We start from the raw sequence: 21,057 nt of genomic DNA on the forward strand, positions 1-21,057 counted from the left end.
GACGTTGCCCGCGTGAGTTCAGGTGAGTGCGCGGGCTTCGTCGTATTCCATCATCATCGCCTTGTACCAGGGTTTCATGCCCGCGTAGTGGATCATGAACGTGTCGGGCCGGGCAAATTGCCAGATCGTGTTGATCGAAAAGAGGCTGAAGGCGTCGTGCGGGCGATGGATTGTGCGACAGAAGTATTCCTGGTCGCCCATGCTCGCGAAAACGCCCGATTTGTCGGGTACGACTGAGATGGTCTTGCCGATCTCATCGAGCAACGCGGCGTTGCCTTCAGTACGCCGAAATCCCATGACGCCGGAGTTGAGCAGATAGCCCGCCACGTCGCGCGCGAAGGCGATATCCCTGTCTTGCGTGAACGGCTCGAGCGGCTTGCGCATATCGCTGACGATGACGTCCGAATCGATCCAGAACAGCCACTCGTGCTGAGGAAGATGCTCGCGAAGCAGGAACGGCTTTGCCCAGTTTCCTGTCGCGCGCTTGTCGAGATGCGCGGGCACGTTCCGATACACATGGAGCGTGTAGTCATGCCGCTCACAGTAGCGCCTGAGATTGTTTTCACTTTTGCGGGCGAAGAGGGCGATGTTCGGCGTGTAAAGCATGACGATGCCGATAGGCCGTCCCGGGTTATAGACGCTGTATGCCGAGTCGTCCTGCACCGCTGCGGGCGCGAGGGTGTCGCGTGGAACGCCTTTTTCCTGCCGCGATGCGATGTGCTCGACGAGCGCGTCGCGAAACCGTCCGATGACCCGCATGGGCGGCGCATCGGATGCCGGTCCGAATGGAGGCTCGCCGACCACCAACAGGAAGCAGGGATTCGTCGTCCAGAGAGGCGCGATCGTCGAGCCGGCCGGCATGACCACGACATGGCCATTGAACAACTGGGTGAATGGCGTCCAGGGCAAGCCCTCGAAGAGTTCCAATTCGGTCTTGCGTACCGGCTGCCCGTAGTTGCACATCATGACGATGCGCAGGACTAACGCCCGCACGGGTTCGGTGCTCCGCCAGAACTGGCAGTCCAACTGCTTCATGTGCTGCCCGATGTGAACCAGAAGCGCGTCTTGCGCTCCGAGCAGATCTTCCACCTTGAGCGGTTCGACGACGATCGCATTTTCACTCAGCAACATGATGATTTCATCGGGCGCCGCCTGATTCAGGCAGTCCAGCAGCGTTTCGTATTTATAGAGCCACTGGCCTTGAGGATCGGAAAAGCTCTGCGATGCGTCGATGACGATATGCCGGTATCCTCGTATCCGGGCATAGTTTCGATGATTCGCGATGCTTGCGGGCGCGCTGCTGAAGGTCAATGTAACGACAGTCGTTGCCATAATCGTTGCGAAATCTGAGATAGCGAACGCTTTTAGCACGCGCACGGCGCTGGCAAGGTCGAGGCGTGAAAATGTTACGTCGACGCTGGCCGAAAGTCTTTCGGCACGGCGTCGATGTCAAATATCCAAACGCTGTCGACTGGAGTCTTTGAGCATGCCGAATCTTGTTTCGAACGTCAAACTTCCCTCCGGCGAAGCGATCCCGAAGCTCGGCCAGGGCACGTGGGAAATGGGCGAGCGGCCCAACGCCCGCAAAAGCGAAATCGCCGCGTTGCGCGAGGGCGTCGAGCTCGGCATGACGCTTATCGATACCGCCGAAATGTACGGCGACGGCGAAAGCGAGAAGCTCATCGCTGAAGCGCTCGGCGACAGGCGCAATGAGCTTTTCATCGTCAGCAAGGTGTATCCGCACCACGGCAACGAGCGCGGCGTGCAGGCGGCATGCGAGCGCAGCCTGAAGCGGCTGAAGACCGATCGCATCGATTTGTACTTGCTGCACTGGCGCGGCGGCGAAGATCTGGAAGGCGTGGTCGCGGGCTTCGAGACACTGAAACGCGACGGCAAGATTCGTCACTGGGGCGTCAGCAACTTCGACACCGACGACATGGAAGAACTCTTCTCGCTCGATGGCGGCGACGCCTGCGCCACGGATCAGATTCTCTTCAACGTCGCGCGGCGCGGCGCGGAGTTCGATCTGCTGCCGTGGCTGCGCGAGCGCCGCCTCCCCGCGATGGCTTACAGTCCCGTCGATCATGCGCGTCTGCCGCGCGGCGGCGCGCTCGACACGATCGCGGCGGCGCGCGGCGTGTCGGCGTTTCAGGTCGCGCTCGCGTGGGTGTTGCAGCAGCCGCAGGTCTGCGCGATTCCGAAGGCGGCGGACGTCGCGCATGTTCGCGAGAATCGCGCGGCGCTCGACCTTCATTTGTCCGCGGATGAACTCGCGGACATTGATCTGCAATTCAAGCCGCCGAAGTCGAAGCGCCCGCTCGAAATGCTGTGATGTCGCACGCGATCAGGTGCACGCGTGATGCCCGTGCACCGAGCCGAGCACCGCGACTTCCGCGGGCGTGCGTTTGAGATCGGCTTCGTTGACCTGTTTCGCGTCGGCGAGGAAGTCGTCGACGATCGACGATACCGGCGTGTCCGCGAGGCACAGCGACACGCGCTTTGTCTCGCTATCGGGCAGCGATGTGCGCTGCGACAGGAACAGCACGCCGTACTGATACCCGCGCACGATGCCGCGCACCGCGCCCACGCATTGGCCTTGCGCGGTGTTGTCGGACTTCGCGGCGCATTGCTGCGCGAGCGCGTAGGCGGAGAAGGTCGGATCGGACGCGCCGGGCGTGGGCGCTTGCGGCGCGGTTTGCGCCTGCGCGGACAATGCGACGCCGAAAGTGAGTGCGCAGAGCGCGGCGGAGAGGGCGGGTTTCATCGGTTGAATCCTCGTTGTTGTGAACATCGAACCGATGAGAGGCGCGCGCGGGCGCTTTGGTTCCGGCGAATCGCGGCTTTGCGTTCACTGACGCTGCAGCGTGCGCAATTCGTCGACGGGAATGTGGCAATGAATCGCGTGGCCGTCGTCGGCGTCGCGGCACGGCGGCGTCTCGGTCTCGCAGATTGCGCCGATCTTGCGGGGACAGCGCGTATGGAACACGCAGCCCGAAGGCGGATTCGCCGCGCTCGGCAACTCGCCCGACAGCCGGATGCGCTTCGCGTGCGTCCCGTCGATCGACGGCACCGACGACAGCAATGCTTCGGTGTACGGATGCTGCGGTCCATCGAAGACGGCGGCCGCGCGGCCGATCTCCATGATGCGTCCGAGATACAGCACCGCGATGCGATCCGACAGATAGCGCACGACATGCAGGTCGTGCGAGATGAACACGTAGGACACGCGCCGCTCGCGTTGCAAGTCCGCGAGCAGATTGAGGATCGCGGCCTGCACGGAGACATCGAGCGCTGACGTGGGCTCGTCGCAGACCACGACGCGCGGATCGCCCGCGAACGCCCGCGCAATCGCGACGCGCTGCTTCAGTCCGCCCGAAAGCTGACGCGTGCGCGAACTCAGATAACGCTCCGGCAGGCGCACCGCTTCGGTCAGCGTGTGCAGGCGCTTTTCCTTCGCTTCGCCGTGCAAGGACGCGAGTTTCGACAGCGAACGCGCGATCAGTTGCCGCACCGAATGCGCGCGGTTCAGCGCGGAATCCGGGTTCTGAAACACGATCTGCAGCGATTTGACCTGCGCTTCGCTGCGCCTCGTCACGCGCTCGGGCAGCGTCGCGCCGTCGAGTTCCAGTGACGCGCCTTTATCGGGCGAAACGAGGCCGAGCAGCAGCTTCGCAAGCGTCGTCTTGCCGCTGCCCGATTCGCCGACGAGCCCGAGCGTCTCGCCCTGCACGAGATCGAGCGAGACATCGTGGACGGCGCGGACTTCTTCATCGCCGACGCGGAACGTTTTCGAGAGATTGCGCGCGGACAGCGCAAGCGGCTGATCGCCGCCATCGGCGACGGGCACGGGCGCTTCGTCGGCGGAGCGGGGCAGCGTTTCCGCGCGTTCGTGATAGTGGCAGCGCGCCATCTGATCGCCGTGCGCCGACGCCACGCGATACGGCGGCGGCGCGTCCTTCAGACAACGCTCGTCGGCGAGCTTGCAACGCGGCGCGAAGATGCAGCCCTGCGCGATCGATCCGGGCAGCGGCAGCGAGCCGGGAATCGTGTCGAGCCGGCCCGTTTCCTTGGCTCGCCCCGCGCGCGGCAGGCAGCGCAGCAGGCCGACGGTGTACGGATGACGCGGTTTCGCGAAAACGTCGGCGGTCGTGCCTTCTTCGACGAGCTTGCCCGCATACAGCACGCCGACGCGATCGCACATGCGCCCGATCACCGCGAGATTGTGGCTGATGAAGAGCACGGCCGTGCCGAGTTCCGCACGCAATTGCGCGATGAGATCGAGCACTTCGGCTTCGACGGTCGCGTCGAGGCCGGTGGTCGGCTCGTCGAGAATCAGCAGCTCGGGATTGCACGCGAGCGCCATCGCGATGACGACGCGTTGCTGCATCCCGCCCGACAACTGATGCGGATAGCTCTCCATCACGCGTTCAGGCGACGCGATGCGCACGCGTTTCAACATCTCGGCGGTGCGGGACAGCGCTTCGCCGGCGGAGGCGCCGGTGACTTCGAACGCTTCGGAAACCTGGCGCGCGATCGTCAGCGACGGGTTCAACGCGCGTCCCGGGTCCTGATAGACCATCGACACGGCGTTCGCGCGCATGCCGCGCAGCGCGTCGGCGTCGAGCGCGGCGACATCGCGGCCGGCGATCGAAATGCGGCCCGCCTTCACGCGCCCGTTGCGCGGCAGATAGCGCAGCACCGCGAGCGCGGCCGTCGACTTGCCGCAGCCCGATTCGCCGACGAGCCCATACGCCTCGCCGCGCTTTACGCGCAAAGTCACGTCCTGCAGCACTTCGCGCTCGCGCCCGCGCGAACGGTAGGCAACGGTCAGGCCGACGACCGTGAGCGCATCGGCCTGATCGCCTTTGGCGGCGCCGAACGTGGGAAATGCCGATGGCGGCGGTCCGTTCATCGGTCGAGCACTCCTTGCACGGCATCCGCGACGAGATTCACCGCGACGACGAGCGACGCGATGGCGGCGGCATCGAAAACGACGGTCCACCACGCGCCGCCCGCCATCAACGTATAGCATTCGGACAGCGCGAGGCCCCAGTCGGCGGACGGCGGCTGGATGCCGAAGCCGAGAAACGAGAGTGTCGCGACGGCGAAGATCGCATAGCCGAGCCGCACGGTCGCCTCGACGATGATCGGCGGCAGCACGTTCGGCAGAATCTCCGCGAACATGATGTAGAGCGCGTTTTCGCCGCGCAATTGCGCCGCGAGCACGTAGTCGAGATGGCGCTCGCTCAGCACGGCGGCGCGCACGGTGCGCGCGGTGATCGGCGCGAAGGTGAGGCCGATGACGAGAATCACCGTCGTGTTGCTCGCGCCGACGGCAGCCAGCGCGAGCAGCGCGACGATCACGAGCGGCAGCGCGAGCAACGCATCGATCACGCGGCCGATGGCGGCATCGACCCAGCCGTCGAAATAGCCGACGACGAGCCCGATTGCCGTGCCCGCCGCCGTGCCGAGCAAGGTCGCGAGCGGCGCGATGGTCAGAATGTCGCGCGAGCCGACGATCACGCGCGCGAATACGTCGCGGCCGAGCTGATCGGTGCCGAACCAGTGATCGCCGGACGGCGCGATGAGCGAATTGAGCGGATCGGAGGCGTAAGGATCGTGCGGCACGAGCCAATGGCCGACGAGCGCGCACAGCACCCAGAAGAGCAGGATCAGCACGCCGATATCGAAGGTGGCCGAATGCAGCAGCGCGCCGAGCGCTTCGAAGCGCCGCGGTCTGGACGGAACAGCGCTCGCCGTGCTCATTTCGCTTCACCCGTGCGCAGGCGCGGATTGAGCACGACATAGAGCGCATCCGCGATCAGGTTCGCCGCCGTATAGATCACGCCGATGGTCAGCACGCCCGCTTCGAGCATCGGAAAGTCCTTTGCTTTTGCGGCGTTGTAGATCAAGGAGCCGATGCCCTGATAGTGAAACAGCGTCTCCACGACGACGAGCCCGCCGATCATATAGCCGAGCTGCGTCGCGGCGACGGTCACGGTCGGCAAAAGCGCGTTGCGCAGTACGTGCCGCACGATCACGACGCGCTGCGGCAAGCCCTTCAGGATCGCGGTGCGCGTGTAATCGGCGTCGAGCGCTTCGACGGTGCCCGCGCGCGCCATTCGCGCGATATAGCCGAAGAACACGAAGACGAGCGGCAGCACGGGCAGGATCAGATGCTCCAGTTGCGCGAAGAAGCCGGCGCCGGCGGGCGCGGTCGCTTCGATCGGCAGCCATTGCAGCCACACGCCGAAGATCAGGATCAGCACGATCGACGAGACGAATTCCGGCACGACCGTCGCCGTCAGTCCGCCGATGCTGATCACGCGATCGATCCATCGTCCCGAATGCAGCGCCGCATAGACGCCGCCCGCGATGCCGAGCGGCACCACGACGACGAACGCGAGCGCGCCGAGCTTCGCCGAGCTCCACAGCGCGCCGCCGATGAACGGCGCGACCGGCGCGCGAAACGCGTACGACTCGCCCATGTCGCCGCGCAGGAAATGGCCGATCCAGCTCGAATACTGCGTGAGCAACGGCCGGTCGACGCCAAGCTGATGGTTGAGCGCGGCGACCGCTTGCGCGTCGGCGAGCGGGCCGAGAATCGCGCGGCCCACATCGCCGGGCAAAAGCTGGCCGCCCGCGAAGACGATCATCGACAGAAGCCACAGCGTGACGAGCGCCAGCAGCAAACGCACGCCGACGAAGCGCACGACGCGTTTCATTTTGGCGAAGTCGGCGACGTGCGCCGTCGGCGTGATCGTGCTCATCGGTTCAGGCCGAGATCGTCGCGCGGTCGAACCACATCTGCGAGATCGCGTTGAAGCGCACGCCCGAGACATTCGCGCGCGTGACGATCAACTGGTCGTAGAAGTAGGGGATCACGACCGGCGTTTCGTCGAGCAGCAGATGCTGAATCTGTCCGGACAGCTTCTTCTGCGACGCGACATCGAGCGCGGCGACGAACTGCGTGACGAGCTTGTCGTACTCCGGGTTCTTGAAGTGCGCCGCGTTCCATGTGCCGCCGCTCGTCAACGGCGCGTTGAGGAACACGTTCGGCACGCCGCGATGCCCGTAATCGGTGATGCCGAGCGGCGAATCGAGCCAGTCCGACTTGCCGAACGTGCCCGAGCCGTAATAGAGATCCTGGCTCTCGACCTTCAACTGGATGCGAATGCCGATCGCCTTCGCCGCGTTCTGCACGACGACCGCGAGATCGGGAATCTCCATGTACTTTTCGGTCGTGAGCGTGACGTCGAAGCCGTTCGCGACGCCTGCATCGCTCATGAGCTTCTTCGCCTGAGCGATGTCGATCTTGCGTTGCGGCACGCTCAGATCGCTCGACGGAAACACCGGCGCGAACGGGCTGTCGTTGCCGACCTGCGCGCGGCCGCGGAACAGGCCCTTCACGATGATCTCGCGATCGATCGCGAGCGCGAGCGCCTGACGCACGCGCTTGTCCTTGAACGGCGCCATGTCGCAGCGCATATGCAGTTGCCGATGCGAGCTCGACTTCGTGCCGAGCACCTTGAACTGCGGATTCGTCAGCATCGCGACGCCGCCCTGCACGGTGAAGTCGCCCATCACGTCGGCCTGGCGGCCTTGCATCGCGAGAAGCTGCGCCTGCTGGTCCGCATAGAAGGAGAAGGTCACGCGATCGGGCAGCGCTTTCTCGCCCCAGTAGTCGGGATTGCGCACGAACGACGCGCCGACCTTCGGCGTGTATTTTTCGAGCTTCAGCGCGCCCGTGCCCATGAACGTCTTTTCGTACGGGCCGGTGAAATTCGCCGGGAGAATCACCGCGTTATACGTATCCGAGGAAACGTAGTACGGGAAGTTGCCGTTGGGCGCGTCGAGATGAAACTCGACGGTGTGATCGTCGACGGCCTTCGCCGAATCCTTCGACAGCACGCCCTTCAGCACGGACAGCGCGGCCGAGCCCGTCGCCGGATCGGACAGGCGATTGAAGGTCGCGACGACATCCTTCGCGGTCATCGGCTGGCCGTCGTGGAACTTCACGTTCGGGCGCAGCTTGAAGGTCCACACGTCGCCTTTCGCGTTCGATGACCACGACAGCGCGAGCGCGGGCTTGAGCGTCAGATGCTCGCTGTCGTCGTCGATCAGGAATTCGCCGGTCTGATTGATGAGCGCAAGCCCCGACGCGTCCGTCACCGTGAGCGGATCGACGGCGCCCGCGGGCATCAGATGCGCGACGCGGATCGTGCCGCCAGGCTTGGCCGCGCCTTGGGCACGCGCGCCCGGCATGCCGAGGATGCCGCCCGCCGTGAGCGCGACGCCGAGCACGCTCGCGTGCCGCAGCAGCTCGCGGCGCGTGAGGCGGCCGGCCATGAACTCGTCGATCGCGTGATTGCCCAGTTCGCCCGCGCGAGGGCGGGCCAGTTCCAGAAGATGCGCGTCGGTCGAAGTTTTTTTCATCGTGTGCTTTTCCGTTGTAGTCGTGCTCGCGAGCCGTCGCCACGCGCGAACGGCCCGGCCGCGCGAACGCGGCGCATTCAGGCGCTGCCAGCAAGGAACGCGCCGCATTCCGCGCGACGCGATGCCATCCGCTTCAATGATCGTGTGGATGCTTGTGGATCGGATCGACCCAATAGACTTCCTCGGGCTTTTCGACGGCATCGATATTCAGGTTCACCACGACCGCTTCGTTGTCGCTGCGTACGAGCACGCACTCGAGCGGGTCGTCGGTGCTGGCGTTGATTTCCTGATGCGGCACGTAGGGCGGCACGAAAATGAAGTCGCCGGGACCGGCCTCGGCGGTGAATTCCAGATGCTCGCCCCAGCGCATGCGCGCTTGCCCGCGCACGACATAGATGACGCTTTCGAGCGCGCCGTGATGATGCGCGCCCGTCTTCGCATTCGGATGGATCGTGACCGTGCCGGCCCAGATCTTCTGCGCGCCGACGCGCGCGGCGTTGATGGCAGCCGCGCGGTTCATGCCCGGCGTCTGCGCTGTGTTGGTGTCGAGCTGATCGCCCTTGATGACCTTGACGCCGTGTTCGCGCCAATCGATGTGCTGAATCGGGTCGCTCATGTCGTTTCGTCTGCGGATATGAAAAGTCCGTTGCCGCCACCAACACAGCGCGCAACGGACTTCCGATACTACACGGTTCGATCGCGATTATTTCGCTTTCGAGTTGATGATCGCCTCGGACACGTTCGACGGCGTCTCGGCGTAGTGCTTGAACTCCATCGTGTAGGTCGCGCGGCCCTGCGTCAGCGAACGCAGCGAGGTCGAGTAGCCGAACATCTCGGCGAGCGGCACTTCCGCGCGCACGAGCTTTCCGCCGCCGCCCGCGATATCCTCCATGCCCTGCACGATGCCGCGGCGCCCCGAAAGATCGCCCATCACGTTGCCCATGAAGTCCTCGGGCGTCTCGACTTCGACGGCCATCATCGGTTCGAGCAGCACGGGTTTTGCGCGGCGCATCGCTTCCTTGAATGCGATCGAGCCGGCCATGCGGAACGCGTTTTCGTTCGAGTCGACATCGTGGTACGAGCCGAAGGTGAGCCGCACTTTCACATCGACGACCGGATAGCCCGCGAGCACGCCGGCCTTCAGCGTTTCCTGAATGCCCTTGTCGACCGCCGGGATGAATTCGCGCGGAATCACGCCGCCCTTGATCTGATCGACGAACTCGTAGCCCTTGCCCGGATCCGGCTCCAGCGCGATCACCGCGTGACCGTACTGGCCGCGTCCGCCCGACTGCTTGACGAACTTGCCTTCGACATCCTCCACCTTGTTGCGCACCGTTTCGCGATACGCGACCTGCGGCTTGCCGACCGTCGCCTCGACGCCGAACTCGCGCTTCATCCGGTCGACGAGAATTTCGAGGTGCAGCTCGCCCATGCCGGAGATGATGGTCTGGCCGGATTCCTCGTCGGTCGTTACGCGGAACGATGGGTCTTCCTGCGCGAGACGATTGAGCGCGATGCCCATCTTTTCCTGATCGGCCTTCGTCTTCGGCTCGACGGCCTGTGAAATCACCGGCTCCGGGAAGATCATCCGTTCGAGGATGATGACGTTGGCCGGATCGCAGAGCGTGTCGCCGGTCGTCGCTTCCTTGAGGCCGACCGCCGCCGCGATGTCGCCCGCGCGCACTTCCTTGATTTCCTTGCGCTCGTTCGCGTGCATTTGCAGAATCCGGCCGAGGCGCTCTTTCTTGTCCTTCACCGGATTGAAGACCGTGTCGCCCGAATTCACGACGCCCGAATACACGCGGAAGAAGATCAACTGGCCGACGAACGGGTCGGTCATGATCTTGAACGCGAGCGCGGAGAACGGCTCGTCGTCGCTCGGATGACGTTCCGCTTCCTTGTCGTCTTCCGTGTGGCCGAGAATCGCGGGCACGTCGACGGGCGAGGGCAGATAGTCGATCACGGCATCGAGCATCGCCTGCACGCCCTTGTTCTTGAACGCGCTGCCGCACAGCATCGGCACGATTTCATTGGCGATCGTGCGTTTGCGCAATGCGCCCTTGATCTCGTCCTCGGTCAGGCTGTTGTGATCTTCGAGATACTTTTCGAGCAGTTCTTCGCTCGCTTCGGCGGCGGCCTCGACCATCTTCTCGCGCCACTCGTGCGCGAGATCCTTGAGGTTGTCCGGAATCTCCTCGTAGCTGAACTTGATGCCCTGGCTGTCGTCGTCCCAGAGGATCGCCTTCATCTTCACGAGGTCGACGACGCCCTGAAAATGCTCTTCCGCGCCGATCGGAATCTGGATCGGCACGGCGACGCCCTTCAGGCGCTCGCCGATCTGCCGCTGCACGCGAAAGAAGTCCGCGCCGACGCGATCCATCTTGTTGACGAACGCGATGCGCGGCACCTTGTACTTGTTCGCCTGACGCCACACGGTTTCCGACTGCGGCTGCACGCCGCCCACGGAGTCGTAGACCATGCACGCGCCATCCAGCACGCGCATCGAGCGCTCGACTTCGATGGTGAAATCGACGTGTCCCGGCGTATCGATGATATTGATGCGGTGTTCCGGATAATTGCCGGCCATGCCCTTCCAGAAGGCCGTGGTCGCCGCGGAGGTGATCGTGATGCCGCGTTCCTGCTCCTGCTCCATCCAGTCCATCGTGGCCGCGCCGTCGTGCACTTCGCCGATCTTGTGCGTCACGCCGGTGTAGAAAAGGATGCGCTCGGTAGTCGTGGTTTTGCCGGCATCGATGTGAGCGCTAATCCCGATATTCCGATAGCGCTCGATGGGAGTCTTGCGGGGCACGTGAACCTCCTGTGGATAAAGTCAGCGCGGCGTGAGGTGCCAACGCGAGAACGTCGCGCTGAATCTTTTTAGGATAGCGCGTCGGCAGGCTCTTTGCAGGAATCCTGCCAGCTCGGCGGAAGTGAAATGGCAGGCGCAAAAAAGCCGGCGTGTCGTACGACAGCGCCGGCTTTTTCGAGCGGGAGAGAAGCGGATAAGGCGTTATTGCGCGCCCGGCAGACCTTTGATCTGCATGCCCGGCTTGATGCCCTTCGCGGCGAACCAGCCCTTGGGCATTTCGAGCGCATACGTGCCGTTGTTGCGCGGGCAGTGATTGTTCTCGGTCTCGGCCTGCATCTCGTCGATGTCGGTGATCGTGCCGTCCGCGCGAATGAACGCGATCGACAGCGGGATCAGCGTGTTCTTCATCCAGAAGCAATGCACGGCGTTCTCGCCGAACACGAAGAGCATGCCTTCGTTCGGTGCGAGCTTCGAGCGATACATGAGTCCTTGCTCGCGGTCGGCATCGGTCGCGGCGACGGCGGCATCGATCACGTACATGCCCGCGGTCAGCTTCGCGCGCGGAAAGTCCGACGGCTGTTTGGCGCCCGGCGGCATCGTCTGCGCGTGTGCGAGCGGCAATGCGGCGAACGGCAAGGCGAGCGCGATCACGCATGCACGCGCGAGCTTGCCGATGTTGAGTCGTTGATTCGAAAAGCGCGAAGCGAGATTCACGGCAAAGCTCCCTTTTGGTTCGATGGTTTGCGCCAGAGTCAGGCAAACCTCGCGCATGTTACTCGATGCGCAGATACAAAACAAAAGGGCAGACGCCTTGCGGCCATCTGCCCTTTAACGCCGTAAGTACGGCGGTAATGCTCGTTCTTGACTTCGCTATACCGCCGCTTACAACGAACTTACTGAGCTGCCGAAGCGGCTTCCGGAGCCGAAGCGGCTGCCTTCTTGTGCGACTTGTGCGACGACTTGTGCGACTTCTTGTGCGACGACTTGTGAGCCGTCGAAGCAGCTGCCGGAGCTGCAGCGGTTGCAGCAGCCGGTGCCGAAGCTTCTTGTGCGAACGCAGCGGTTGCGAACAGGCCAGCGACGAGAGCAGCGATCAGTTTGTTCATCTGTGAATCCTTAGCACTTGAGTTGATTAACTAAACGACCCGGTCATTGAGTCATTCATGTCGGTAAACGAGCCACCTACCTTTCGGTTGACAGTCGACATCGATAATTTGAATTCGACGCGTCTGGAACGCTTTAACCTTTCAAACTCCCTGGAGCACACAGGTTGTTGTAATCGGTTATTCGTTCATGCCGGATAGCTTTATGCGGCATCTGACGCCCTTAACGCATCGCGAGAAGAGTCGGTTGACGCGATTTACAGAGAAATTGCGCGGCAGACCAAGAAATATTTCGATGTCCGTTTCGATGCGCGATACGCGCTACCCGATTTTCATGACACGACGTTTAAAGAGATCGCATCAAACGAAGCAACGCGGCTTATTTTCAAGATAGTTGAATGCGATTCAACGAACGCGTTGCCACGGCGCGCGCGGCGAGACTTCGACGGTCTCTCCGGGCCCGATGCCGAGCGTGAAGATATCGAGCGCGCCGATCGCGACGCGCACGAGCCGCAAGGTCGGATAGCCGACAGCCGCCGTCATGCGCCGGACCTGCCGGTTCTTGCCCTCGGTGATGGCGAGCTCGATCCACGTCGTCGGGATCGCGGCGCGATAGCGGATCGGCGGATTACGCGGCCAGAGCGCGCCGATGCCGGCTTCGTCGACGAACGCGGCGCGGCACGGCTGCGACACATAGTCGCCGAGATCGACGCCTTCGGCGAGACGCGCGAGCGCGGCGTCATCCGGTGTGCCTTCGACCTGCGCCCAATAGCGCTTCACGAGCTTGTGCCGCGGCTCCGCGATGCGGGCCTGAAGCGCGCCGTCGTCGGTGAGCAGGAGCAGGCCTTCGCTGTCGGCGTCGAGCCGGCCCGCGGGATATACGTCCGGCGTCTTCACCCAGTCGCCGAGCGACGCGCGTGTTTCGTGCGCGGAGAACTGGCAGATGGTGCCGAAGGGCTTGTTCAGGGCGATGAGTGACATGCAGGCGGCGTGCGGCGTGAGCGAATGCGGCATCTTAATGCATGCGCGCGGCGGGGCCGGGCGCGCCGGGGCAGGCCAGCATGGTTAGAATGACGACGTGAACATCATCGCGCGCGCGTCATCGGCGCTGCTGCGCCCGCGCATGCTGCATCGCATCGCTCTCTTTCCAGTTTGTTTGCTTCCATTCAAGCCCGGCCTTATTTGGAGTCGACCATGCCGTATCAGCACATCCAGGTTCCGGCGGACGGTGACAAGATCACCGTCAACGCGGACTTTTCCCTCAACGTCTCGGATCGGCCGATCATCCCGTACATCGAGGGCGACGGCACGGGTGTCGACATCACGCCGGTCATGATCAAGGTCGTCGATGCAGCGGTGGAGAAGGCCTACGGCGGCAAGCGCAAGATTCAATGGATGGAAATCTTCGCGGGCGAAAAGGCGACGCGCGTCTACGGCCCAGACGTCTGGCTGCCCGACGAAACGCTCGACGTGGTGAAGGACTACATCGTGTCGATCAAGGGGCCGCTCACGACGCCCGTCGGCGGGGGCATCCGCTCGCTCAACGTTGCGCTTCGTCAACAACTCGATCTTTATGTGTGCCTGCGGCCGGTGCGCTACTTCAAGGGCGTGCCGTCGCCGGTGCGCGAGCCGGAAAAGATCGACATGGTGATCTTCCGCGAGAATTCGGAAGACATCTACGCCGGCGTCGAGTGGCCGGCGGATTCGCCCGAAGCGAAGAAGGTCATCAAGTTCCTGCGCGAAGAAATGGGCGTGAAGAAGATCCGCTTCCCGGATTCATCGGGGCTCGGCATCAAGCCGGTGTCGCGCGAGGGCACGGAGCGGCTCGTGCGCAAGGCGATCCAGTACGCGATCGACAACGATCGCCGCTCGGTCACGCTCGTGCACAAGGGCAACATCATGAAGTTCACGGAAGGCGCGTTCCGCGACTACGGTTATGCGCTCGCACAGAAGGAGTTCGGCGCGGAACTGATCGACGGCGGCCCGTGGATGAAGGTCAAGAATCCGAAATCGGGCAACGACATCGTCGTGAAGGACGTGATCGCCGACGCCTTCCTGCAGCAGATCCTGCTGCGCCCCGCCGAGTACGACGTGATCGCCACGCTCAACCTCAACGGCGATTACATCTCGGACGCGCTCGCGGCGCAGGTGGGCGGCATCGGCATTGCGCCGGGCGCGAACATGTCGGATTCCGTTGCGATGTTCGAAGCGACGCACGGCACGGCGCCGAAATACGCGGGCAAGGATTACGTGAATCCGGGCTCGGAAATTCTCTCCGCTGAAATGATGTTGCGCCATCTCGGCTGGGTCGAGGCGGCGGACCGCATCATTTCGTCGATGGAGCAGTCGATTCTTTCGAAGCGCGTCACTTACGATTTCGCACGCCTGATGGAAGGCGCGACGCAAGTGTCGTGTTCGGGCTTCGGAGCGGTGATGATCGAGAATATGTGAGGACTCACCTCGATTCGACGTGGTAAATAAAACCCCGGAAGGCCTACGCCTTGCGGGGTTTTTAACTGGCGCGCATGCCTCATATATGTGCAACGCGCGAGCATAAAAAAACCCGGCGCGAAGGCCGGGTTTCACGAGGCAAAGTCGATCGAACGCTCAGACTGCATCCTGGATGTTCGAAGCCTGTTTGCCTTTCGGTCCCTGGACGATCTCGAAGCTGACCTTCTGGCCTTCCTTGAGCGTCTTGAAACCGTTCATTTGAATCGCCGAGAAATGTGCGAACAGATCCTCGCCGCCTTCATCGGGCGTGATGAATCCGTAGCCTTTCGCGTCGTTGAACCATTTGACCGTACCAGTAGACATTCGTACTTCCCCTCTAACTCTTGTCGCACCCAGAGCACGCTCGAAAAGCTCGACGGCACACCCCACAATGTGAACCGCCCCCTCCTCACAAGCTCACCTCGGCCTCTTTTTTCGTCCGTGGTTGGCCCCCGGAAAAAAGTGCCAGTTTGATTGTTAAATCTCTTAAATCGGGTGTCAAGGAATTTTTGGGATAGCCGTTAAGCTCGTTGCAAAGAGCACATTCGTAGGGTAATTCCTGCTTTGCGTGTGTGCTGCCGTCCAAGCAAGGCATCTTGAAAAGTCGCATAATCGACTCACTTGTGTGATACCCGGCGGCCCGCCGCGCCTGGTCTGCGGTATGTTTTTTTTGAAGCTGTGCGATACTGATTTCGACGAGGTGCAAGCGGGCCGCGCCGAAATGTTGGGCAGCGGCAGGATTCGATGGACGATAGCTGTGCGAATGCAGTTTCAGCGGCACATTCCGACCGGGCGGTCGGGGCTGGAGCAGCAATTGCGAGGTCGTCCGTGTTGTTTAGAATGGGTGTATGGCGATCAATCCCAACAAGCAGGATGGCACGGTACTGGAGCGGCAGGAGCAGAAGCTCAAGAAGCCGGCCATGTACAAGGTGGTGCTGCTGAATGACGACTTCACGCCGATGGAATTCGTCGTGATGGTCGTGCAGGAATACTTCAATAAAGATCGTGAGACTGCGACGCAGATCATGCTGAAGGTTCATCGCGAAGGCAGGGGAGTTTGTGGGGTCTACACGCGAGACATTGCGTCGACCAAAGTTGAGCAAGTCGTTAGCCATGCACGGCAGGCGGGACATCCGCTGCAGTGCGTGATGGAGGAAGCATGATTGCCCAGGAACTGGAAGTCAGTCTGCACATGGCGTTTATGGAAGCACGTCAGGCGCGGCACGAGTTCATAACGGTCGAGCATCTGCTGCTCGCCCTGTTGGACAATCCGACCGCGGCTGAAGTGTTGCGCGCCTGCGCAGCCAACATTGAAGATTTGCGTCAGAACCTGCGCAATTTCATTCATGACAACACGCCGACCGTGCCGGGCACGGACGACGTCGATACTCAGCCGACGCTTGGTTTCCAGCGCGTGATCCAGCGCGCGATCATGCACGTGCAATCGACTTCGAACGGCAAGAAGGAAGTGACCGGCGCCAACGTGCTCGTCGCGATCTTCGGCGAGAAGGATTCGCACGCGGTGTACTACCTGCAGCAGCAGGGCGTCACGCGTCTCGATGTCGTGAATTTCATTTCGCACGGTATCGCGAAGACGAACAGCGGCGACGCAGCGAAGACGAACAGCGAAGCCAATCCGGAATCGGAAGACGCCGCCGCGCAGAAGGAAACGCCGCTTGCCCAGTTCACGCAGAACCTGAACCAGTTGGCGAAGGACGGCAAGATCGATCCGCTGATCGGCCGCGAACTGGAAGTCGAGCGCGTCGTGCAGGTGCTGTGCCGCCGTCGCAAGAACAATCCGCTGCTCGTCGGTGAGGCCGGCGTCGGCAAGACGGCGATCGCCGAAGGTCTCGCCTGGCGCATCACGCGCGGCGAAGTGCCGGATATTCTCGCCGACGCGCAAGTGTACTCGCTCGACATGGGCGCGTTGCTCGCGGGCACGAAGTATCGCGGCGATTTCGAACAGCGTCTGAAGACGGTGTTGAAGGAACTGAAAGAGCGTCCGCACGCCATTCTGTTCATCGACGAAATTCATACGCTGATCGGCGCGGGCGCGGCATCGGGCGGCACGCTCGACGCATCGAATCTGCTGAAGCCGGCGTTGTCGTCGGGTCAGCTGAAGTGCATCGGTGCGACCACGTTCACGGAATATCGCGGCATCTTCGAGAAGGACGCGGCGTTGTCGCGCCGTTTCCAGAAGGTCGATGTTACCGAGCCGACCGTCGAGCAGACGGTGGCCATTCTGCGCGGTCTCAAGACGCGCTTCGAAGAGCATCACGGCGTGAAGTATTCGTCGGGTGCGCTGTCGGCGGCGGCGGAGTTGTCGGCGCGCTTCATCACGGATCGTCATCTGCCGGACAAGGCGATCGACGTGATCGACGAGGCGGGCGCGGCGCAACGCATTCTGCCGAAGTCGAAGCAGAAGAAGACCATCGGCAAGAGCGAGATCGAAGAGATCATCTCGAAGATCGCGCGCGTGCCGGCACAAAGCGTGTCGCAGGACGACCGCAGCAAGTTGCAGACGCTCGATCGCGATCTGAAGGCCGTCGTGTTCGGGCAAGACCCGGCCATCGACGCGCTGTCGGCATCGATCAAGATGGCGCGCGCGGGTCTCGGCAAGCTCGACAAGCCAATCGGCGCGTTCCTGTTCTCCGGGCCTACCGGAGTCGGCAAGACCGAAGTCGCGAAGCAACTGGCGTTCACGCTGGGCATCGAACTGCTGCGCTTCGACATGTCGGAGTACATGGAGCGTCATGCGGTGAGCCGTTTGATCGGCGCGCCGCCGGGCTATGTCGGATTCGATCAGGGCGGTCTGCTGACCGAAGCCGTCACGAAGAAGCCGCACTGCGTGCTGCTGCTCGATGAAATCGAGAAGGCGCATCCGGACATCTACAACGTGCTGCTGCAGGTGATGGACCACGGCACGCTGACGGACAACAACGGCCGCAAGGCGGATTTCCGCAACGTCATCATCATCATGACGACGAACGCGGGCGCCGAGGCGATGGGCAAGGCGGTGATCGGCTTCACGTCGCGCCGCGAGTCGGGCGACGAAATGGCCGACATCAAGCGCATGTTCACGCCGGAGTTCCGCAACCGTCTGGATGCGATCATCAGCTTCCGCTCGCTGGACGAGGAAATCATCCTGCGCGTGGTCGACAAGTTCCTCATGCAACTGGAAGATCAGCTGCACGAGAAGAAGGTCGATGCGGTCTTCACCGATGCGCTGCGCAAGCATCTTGCGAAGCACGGGTTCGATCCGCTGATGGGCGCGCGTCCGATGCAGCGTCTGATCCAGGACACGATCCGTCGTGCGCTGGCGGACGAACTGCTGTTCGGCAAGCTGGTCAACGGCGGTCGCGTGACCGTGGATGTCGACGCGGACGACAAGGTCCTGTTGACGTTCGACGAGAACTCGGCGCCGCCGCGCAATCCGAATCCGGAAGCGATCGAAGTGGATTAATAGAAGGGGTCTTGAAGTGCAAACGGCGCGGTTTCGACCGCGCCGTTTTTTTTCGCCTGCTCCCCGATGACGCTCAGTGCTTGCCGGTGCTGCCGAAGCCGCCCGCGCCGCGCTCGCTTGCATCGAAGTCGTCGACGATATTGAACTGCGCCTGCACCACCGGCACGATCACCATTTGCGCGAGACGCTCCAGCGGATTCAACGTGAATGCGGTGTCGCCGCGATTCCACGTCGAGACCATCAGTTGTCCTTGATAGTCCGAATCGATCAGCCCGACCAGATTGCCGAGCACGATGCCATGCTTGTGGCCGAGGCCCGAGCGCGGCAGGATCATCGCGGCGTAGCCGGGATCGGCGAGATGAATGGCGAGGCCGGTCGGCACGAGCACGGTCTGATGCGGCTCGATGACGAGCGGCGCGTCGAGGCACGCGCGCAGATCGAGGCCCGCGCTGCCGGGCGTGGCGTAGGCGGGCATGAAGTCGCGCATGCGCGCGTCGAGAATCTTGACGTCGAGTTTCATGGATCGAGGCGTTATTGAATCGAGTGGCCGAGCTCGAAGGCTTCGGCCAGAAGTTGATAGGAGCGCGTGCGCGCGGCGTAGCTGCCGGAGACCGTGATCACGATCAGTTCGTCGGCGTTGAATTGTTCCTGCAGTGCGTGCAGCTTCGCGGTCACGCGCTCCGGCGTGCCGATGATGCTGCGCGCCTTCTCCTGCGCGATCACGGCGAGTTCGCGCTCGCCGTAGATCTGCGAGATGCCTTGCGCGATCGACGGAATCGGCTGGTTGATTCCATACGCCATCTGCACGCGACGCAAATCGACGGCGCGTTCGAGCGCTTCCGCTTGGCGATCCGTATCCGCGCAAATGACGAACACGGCGGCCGCGAGATACGGCTTTTGCTCGTGGCCCGGCGTGAAGCGCTCGCGATACGCCTGAGCCACGCGATGCCCGTACTGCGCGTTGATGAAGTGCGCGAACGCGAAACGAATGCCGAGCTGCGCGGCGAGCAAGCCGCCGAAGTCGCTGGAGCCGAGCATCCACAGTTCGGGGCGCGTATCGATCTGCGGCTGCAACAGCACGCCTTTGGCGAGCGAATCGTCGGGAATGTTGCCGCTGAAAAGCGCGATCAGTTCTGCGACCTGCTGCGGGAATACATCGCCGCGATTGTACGAACCCGACGCGACCGCCTGCGCTGTGCGCATGTCGCCGCCGGGCGCGCGTCCGACGCCGAGATCGACGCGATTCGGAAACAGCGCTTCGAGCATCAGGAATTGCTCGGCGACCTTGAACGGCGAGTAATAAGGCAGCATCACGCCGCCCGAACCGATGCGGATGCGCTTCGTCAGACTGCCGATACGCGCGAGCATGACCTCGGGGCACGGATTCGACACGCCGTACAAGCCGTGATGCTCCGCGCACCAGTAGCGCGTGTAGCCGAGATCGTCGGCGAGTTGCGCGAGATCGAGCGTCGCGGCGATGGCGTCCGCGACGCTATGGCCGTGGATGACCGGCGTCTGGTCGAGTACGGAGAGCTTCGTCATGACAGCAGCGGGCCGCCGGTTTTCGGCGCGCGTTTTGCGATTTCCACGATCAGCGTGCGGGCGAGTTCCTGCTTGCCGGCGCGCGGCAGCGGCGTCGTGCCGCGCTCTTCGAACAGCACGACTTCGTTGTCGTCGCGTCCGAACGTAAGCTGACCGATGTTGCCGATCAGAAGCGGCACGTTCTTGCGCTTGCGCTTCTCGGCGCCGTGCACGTCGAGGTCGCCGCTTTCGGCGGCAAAGCCGACGCAGTAGGGCGGATTCGGCAGCTTCGCGACCGTCGCGAGAATGTCCGGATTTTCGACGAAGCTGAAGGTCGGCAAGACGTCGCCGGTCTTCTTGATCTTCTGCTCGCTCACATGATCGACACGCCAGTCCGCGACCGCGGCGACCGCGATGAAGATATCGGCATCGGGCGTGGCGGCCATCACGGCGTCGTGCATCTCCTGCGCGGTCTGCACGTCCTCGCGATACACGCCCCACGGCGTCGGCAGGGAAACGGGACCGGCGACGAGATGCACGTCCGCGCCCGCCTGCGCCGCCGCGCGCGCGAGCGCGAAGCCCATCTTCCCCGACGAGCGATTCGTGATGCCGCGCACCGGATCGAGCGGCTCGAAGGTCGGACCGGCGGTGATCAGCACACGCTGGCCACGCAGGATCTTCGGCTGGAAGAACGCGCAGATCGCCTCAAACGCGGCTTCCGGCTCGATCATGCGGCCATCGCCGACTTCGCCGCACGCCTGCGAACCGGAATCCGGACCGAGCACTTCGACGCCATCGGCACGAAGCTGACCGACGTTGCGTTGCGTCGCCGGGTTCTGCCACATCTGGCGGTTCATCGCGGGCACGACGAGCAGCGGGCAATCGCGCGCGATGCACAGCGTCGAGAGCAGGTCGTCGCACATGCCGTGCGCGAGCTTCGCCATGAAATCCGTCGATGCCGGCGCGATGACGATGGCATCCGCCTCGCGCGAAAGGTCGATATGCGGCATGTTGTTCGGCATGCGCGCATCCCACTGCGACGTGTAGACGGGACGGCCCGAGAGCGCCTGCATCGTGACGGGCGTGATGAACTGCGTGGCCGCTTCGGTCATCACGATCTGCACGGTCGCGCCGGCCTTGATGAGCAGGCGCGTCAGTTCAGCAATCTTGTAGCAGGCGATGCCGCCCGTCAGCCCTAAAACGAGATGTTTGCCCGCGAGTTCCAACTTGCCTCC

The 21,057-nt window shown here is 63.0% G+C and carries 20 protein-coding genes; 4 read left to right on the forward strand and 16 right to left on the reverse strand.

The features are described 5' to 3' along the window. Positions 1-18: 18 nt before the first annotated feature. The gene (locus AWB76_RS00075) at positions 19-1,089 is read right to left on the reverse strand and encodes a galactosyl transferase GMA12/MNN10 domain protein (RefSeq protein WP_157696025.1); all 1,071 of its coding nucleotides are present in this window, start codon (positions 1,087-1,089) and stop codon (positions 19-21) included. A gap of 397 nt (positions 1,090-1,486) precedes the next feature. Between AWB76_RS00075 and AWB76_RS00080 the strand changes: the two genes are divergently transcribed. Beyond that, positions 1,487-2,332, forward strand: a complete 846-nt coding sequence (locus AWB76_RS00080) for an aldo/keto reductase (RefSeq protein WP_061158115.1) — start codon at positions 1,487-1,489, stop codon at positions 2,330-2,332. Between the two features lie 12 nt (positions 2,333-2,344). Here AWB76_RS00080 and AWB76_RS00085 read toward each other — a convergent pair whose 3' ends face one another. The 10 genes from AWB76_RS00085 to AWB76_RS00130 all read right to left on the reverse strand — a co-directional run bounded on the left by AWB76_RS00085 (position 2,345) and on the right by AWB76_RS00130 (position 13,329). Next, entirely contained in the window at positions 2,345-2,764 is a 420-nt protein-coding gene (locus AWB76_RS00085; protein ID WP_061158116.1) for a hypothetical protein, read from the reverse strand. An 84-nt stretch (positions 2,765-2,848) separates the two neighbouring features. Then, complete coding sequence (locus AWB76_RS00090) at positions 2,849-4,912, reverse strand: ABC transporter ATP-binding protein (RefSeq protein WP_061158117.1); 2,064 nt, start codon at positions 4,910-4,912, stop codon at positions 2,849-2,851. Then, complete coding sequence (locus AWB76_RS00095) at positions 4,909-5,766, reverse strand: ABC transporter permease (protein ID WP_061158118.1); 858 nt, start codon at positions 5,764-5,766, stop codon at positions 4,909-4,911. Before AWB76_RS00095 ends, AWB76_RS00090 begins: the two co-directional genes overlap by 4 nt. Beyond that, on the reverse strand, positions 5,763-6,770 hold the full coding sequence (locus tag AWB76_RS00100; protein ID WP_061158119.1) for an ABC transporter permease: 1,008 nt from the start codon (positions 6,768-6,770) through the stop codon (positions 5,763-5,765). Before AWB76_RS00100 ends, AWB76_RS00095 begins: the two co-directional genes overlap by 4 nt. Positions 6,771-6,774: 4 nt before the next feature. Next, a complete protein-coding gene (locus AWB76_RS00105) occupies positions 6,775-8,436 on the reverse strand; it encodes an ABC transporter substrate-binding protein (protein ID WP_061158510.1) in 1,662 nt (553 codons plus the stop codon). A 133-nt stretch (positions 8,437-8,569) separates the two neighbouring features. Next, the gene (locus AWB76_RS00110; protein WP_061158120.1) at positions 8,570-9,052 is read right to left on the reverse strand and encodes a cupin domain-containing protein; all 483 of its coding nucleotides are present in this window, start codon (positions 9,050-9,052) and stop codon (positions 8,570-8,572) included. 87 nt (positions 9,053-9,139) lie between these two features. Then, complete coding sequence (gene fusA / locus AWB76_RS00115; RefSeq protein WP_061158121.1) at positions 9,140-11,245, reverse strand: elongation factor G; 2,106 nt, start codon at positions 11,243-11,245, stop codon at positions 9,140-9,142. A 201-nt stretch (positions 11,246-11,446) separates the two neighbouring features. Continuing rightward, positions 11,447-12,016 carry a DUF192 domain-containing protein gene (locus AWB76_RS00120; RefSeq protein ID WP_244173186.1) on the reverse strand — a complete coding sequence of 190 codons (570 nt, stop codon included), beginning with the start codon at positions 12,014-12,016 and terminating at the stop codon, positions 11,447-11,449. A gap of 122 nt (positions 12,017-12,138) precedes the next feature. Then, positions 12,139-12,351 carry a hypothetical protein gene (locus AWB76_RS00125; protein WP_061158123.1) on the reverse strand — a complete coding sequence of 71 codons (213 nt, stop codon included), beginning with the start codon at positions 12,349-12,351 and terminating at the stop codon, positions 12,139-12,141. A gap of 402 nt (positions 12,352-12,753) precedes the next feature. Further along, on the reverse strand, positions 12,754-13,329 hold the full coding sequence (locus AWB76_RS00130; protein ID WP_061158511.1) for a pseudouridine synthase: 576 nt from the start codon (positions 13,327-13,329) through the stop codon (positions 12,754-12,756). Positions 13,330-13,542: 213 nt separating this feature from the next. Here AWB76_RS00130 and icd point away from each other — a divergent pair, with 213 nt between their 5' ends. Continuing rightward, complete coding sequence (gene icd, locus AWB76_RS00135) at positions 13,543-14,799, forward strand: NADP-dependent isocitrate dehydrogenase (RefSeq protein ID WP_061158124.1); 1,257 nt, start codon at positions 13,543-13,545, stop codon at positions 14,797-14,799. 156 nt (positions 14,800-14,955) lie between these two features. On the opposite strand, the gene AWB76_RS00140 is transcribed toward icd, so the two are convergent. Continuing rightward, positions 14,956-15,162: a cold-shock protein gene (locus AWB76_RS00140; RefSeq protein ID WP_041730164.1), complete on the reverse strand. Its 207-nt coding sequence runs from the start codon at positions 15,160-15,162 to the stop codon at positions 14,956-14,958. An 85-nt stretch (positions 15,163-15,247) separates the two neighbouring features. After that, positions 15,248-15,619: a hypothetical protein gene (locus AWB76_RS40600; protein ID WP_157696026.1), complete on the reverse strand. Its 372-nt coding sequence runs from the start codon at positions 15,617-15,619 to the stop codon at positions 15,248-15,250. A gap of 67 nt (positions 15,620-15,686) precedes the next feature. Here AWB76_RS40600 and clpS point away from each other — a divergent pair, with 67 nt between their 5' ends. Both clpS and clpA read left to right on the forward strand, forming a co-directional pair. Further along, positions 15,687-16,001: an ATP-dependent Clp protease adapter ClpS gene (gene clpS / locus AWB76_RS00145; protein WP_014190611.1), complete on the forward strand. Its 315-nt coding sequence runs from the start codon at positions 15,687-15,689 to the stop codon at positions 15,999-16,001. Beyond that, complete coding sequence (clpA, locus tag AWB76_RS00150; protein ID WP_061158125.1) at positions 15,998-18,301, forward strand: ATP-dependent Clp protease ATP-binding subunit ClpA; 2,304 nt, start codon at positions 15,998-16,000, stop codon at positions 18,299-18,301. The genes clpS and clpA overlap by 4 nt, the downstream gene beginning before the upstream one ends. Positions 18,302-18,374: 73 nt before the next feature. Here clpA and dut read toward each other — a convergent pair whose 3' ends face one another. The 3 genes from dut to coaBC are packed head-to-tail and all read right to left on the reverse strand — an operon-like array spanning position 18,375 to position 21,048. Then, entirely contained in the window at positions 18,375-18,821 is a 447-nt protein-coding gene (gene dut, locus AWB76_RS00155) for a dUTP diphosphatase (RefSeq protein ID WP_061158126.1), read from the reverse strand. 11 nt (positions 18,822-18,832) lie between these two features. Then, the gene (locus tag AWB76_RS00160) at positions 18,833-19,843 is read right to left on the reverse strand and encodes an LLM class flavin-dependent oxidoreductase (RefSeq protein ID WP_061158127.1); all 1,011 of its coding nucleotides are present in this window, start codon (positions 19,841-19,843) and stop codon (positions 18,833-18,835) included. Further along, positions 19,840-21,048, reverse strand: coding sequence for a bifunctional phosphopantothenoylcysteine decarboxylase/phosphopantothenate--cysteine ligase CoaBC (coaBC, locus tag AWB76_RS00165; RefSeq protein ID WP_061158128.1), 1,209 nt, complete (start codon positions 21,046-21,048; stop codon positions 19,840-19,842). Before coaBC ends, AWB76_RS00160 begins: the two co-directional genes overlap by 4 nt. Positions 21,049-21,057: the final 9 nt, after the last annotated feature.

Origin of the sequence: Caballeronia temeraria, assembly GCF_001544795.2 — a bacterium.
Taxonomy (GTDB): domain Bacteria; phylum Pseudomonadota; class Gammaproteobacteria; order Burkholderiales; family Burkholderiaceae; genus Caballeronia; species Caballeronia temeraria.

Excerpts from the sequence above, each read along its gene's own strand:
- AWB76_RS00080 (WP_061158115.1), top strand. The coding sequence starts at position 1,487 with ATGCCGAATCTTGTTTCGAACGTCAAACTTCCCTCCGGCGAAGCGATC.
- AWB76_RS00085 (WP_061158116.1), bottom strand. The coding sequence starts at position 2,764 with ATGAAACCCGCCCTCTCCGCCGCGCTCTGCGCACTCACTTTCGGCGTC.
- AWB76_RS00090 (WP_061158117.1), bottom strand. The coding sequence starts at position 4,912 with ATGAACGGACCGCCGCCATCGGCATTTCCCACGTTCGGCGCCGCCAAA.
- AWB76_RS00095 (WP_061158118.1), bottom strand. The coding sequence starts at position 5,766 with ATGAGCACGGCGAGCGCTGTTCCGTCCAGACCGCGGCGCTTCGAAGCG.
- AWB76_RS00100 (WP_061158119.1), bottom strand. The coding sequence starts at position 6,770 with ATGAGCACGATCACGCCGACGGCGCACGTCGCCGACTTCGCCAAAATG.
- AWB76_RS00105 (WP_061158510.1), bottom strand. The coding sequence starts at position 8,436 with ATGAAAAAAACTTCGACCGACGCGCATCTTCTGGAACTGGCCCGCCCT.
- AWB76_RS00110 (WP_061158120.1), bottom strand. The coding sequence starts at position 9,052 with ATGAGCGACCCGATTCAGCACATCGATTGGCGCGAACACGGCGTCAAG.
- AWB76_RS00120 (WP_244173186.1), bottom strand. The coding sequence starts at position 12,016 with ATGCGCGAGGTTTGCCTGACTCTGGCGCAAACCATCGAACCAAAAGGG.
- AWB76_RS00125 (WP_061158123.1), bottom strand. The coding sequence starts at position 12,351 with ATGAACAAACTGATCGCTGCTCTCGTCGCTGGCCTGTTCGCAACCGCT.
- AWB76_RS00130 (WP_061158511.1), bottom strand. The coding sequence starts at position 13,329 with ATGTCACTCATCGCCCTGAACAAGCCCTTCGGCACCATCTGCCAGTTC.
- icd (WP_061158124.1), top strand. The coding sequence starts at position 13,543 with ATGCCGTATCAGCACATCCAGGTTCCGGCGGACGGTGACAAGATCACC.
- AWB76_RS00140 (WP_041730164.1), bottom strand. The coding sequence starts at position 15,162 with ATGTCTACTGGTACGGTCAAATGGTTCAACGACGCGAAAGGCTACGGA.
- clpS (WP_014190611.1), top strand. The coding sequence starts at position 15,687 with ATGGCGATCAATCCCAACAAGCAGGATGGCACGGTACTGGAGCGGCAG.
- clpA (WP_061158125.1), top strand. The coding sequence starts at position 15,998 with ATGATTGCCCAGGAACTGGAAGTCAGTCTGCACATGGCGTTTATGGAA.
- dut (WP_061158126.1), bottom strand. The coding sequence starts at position 18,821 with ATGAAACTCGACGTCAAGATTCTCGACGCGCGCATGCGCGACTTCATG.
- AWB76_RS00160 (WP_061158127.1), bottom strand. The coding sequence starts at position 19,843 with ATGACGAAGCTCTCCGTACTCGACCAGACGCCGGTCATCCACGGCCAT.